2 protein-coding genes are annotated in these 1,172 nt (G+C 40.4%); one reads left to right on the plus strand and one right to left on the minus strand.

Going from position 1 to position 1,172, the window contains the following annotated elements:
- The coding region (locus tag A3729_RS34440; RefSeq protein WP_369820063.1) for a UPF0758 domain-containing protein at positions 1–60 on the minus strand (60 nt) is incomplete at its 3' end.
- A gap of 252 nt (positions 61–312) precedes the next feature.
- Here A3729_RS34440 and A3729_RS03030 point away from each other — a divergent pair.
- On the plus strand, positions 313–1,172 hold an 860-nt coding region (locus tag A3729_RS03030), incomplete at its 3' end, for a diguanylate cyclase domain-containing protein (protein WP_156497601.1).

A 1,172-nucleotide genomic window follows, 5' to 3' on the forward strand; every position in this document is an offset into this window, starting at 1 on the left:
ACCAAATTTGAGGAGTTTTTCTCTAGGCCGCTCATCCTCGGGCCAGTCTTTTATCGACATCACTAAATCCTTTTAGTTGAAGGTCTTATTTTAGGTATATGGTAATCATGTACTACAATTACCGCATTATAAATTCCGAAAGGCAAGCTAGATATGATGGCTTTTGTGTGATGGGCGAATTTGTTGCAATTGTTCACGAAATGAGCAATTTTGTGCGCCTACAGCATGGTAGTCTACGTGCGCCATAATTTTGTGTAGTCCGGGCGCTTAAGAATTCTTATCAATCTTGAAATAACTTAGTTTAGGTGACATGTGCAGCGCAGTACTCAAGACTTACTTTCATATGATGATCAACGTGATGCTGCTGAGCTTCTTTATGGGAATGCCTTTTCTGGCATATTAATATCGATTATTGCTTCCAGCTTTTTAGTTTATTTTTACGATAATCCTGTTCTGCAAGAGTTTAAAATTACCTGGTGGTTAGGGATGATGAGTTTACTGCTTGTTAGGCTGATTGACTGGGTATCCTGGAAGAAGCATTTATCGAAGACTCACTACGACGGCAAAAGGTCAGTCAGACGCTTTATTTATGGGGTCAATCTAACGGCCTTAATGTGGTCTAGCTATGCCGCTTATGCTGTGAGTTATAGTCCCTTGGTTGAGAAGGTAACGATTATAATTGTGATTTCAGGGATGGCCGGTGGGTCGGCTATTGTGTTGGCTGCTCATAAACTTACGTCCATGTTTTATACCTTTGCCTTGTTGTGTCCTGTGTCGGTGGTGTTCTTACTCAGTAACGACGCGACCGATCAGAATATTGGTGTGTTAGGGCTTAGCTATAGTCTCGTGATGCTCATCATTTCAGCTAAGTCAGCAAACTTTGCTCGAGATGCGATTGCTTTAAAGAATGAAAATGCCTTGTTAGTAAATCGTATGGAACAAAAAGTAGAGCAGAGAACGCAGAAAATTTATGAGCTTTCTAATTTAGACTCACTAACCCATTTGCACAATAGGAACTCTTTTCTGAAGAACCTTAAAGCGAGTTTGCAGGCAAGTGATGAGAAAAGGAGCACCCTGAGTTTATTATTTATAGACCTTGACGGTTTTAAGAAAGTAAACGATACCTATGGGCATAAGGTAGGGGATCAAATTTTAGAAGAAAGTGCTCGACG

The sequence above is a fragment of the Oleiphilus sp. HI0043 genome, assembly GCF_001634935.1.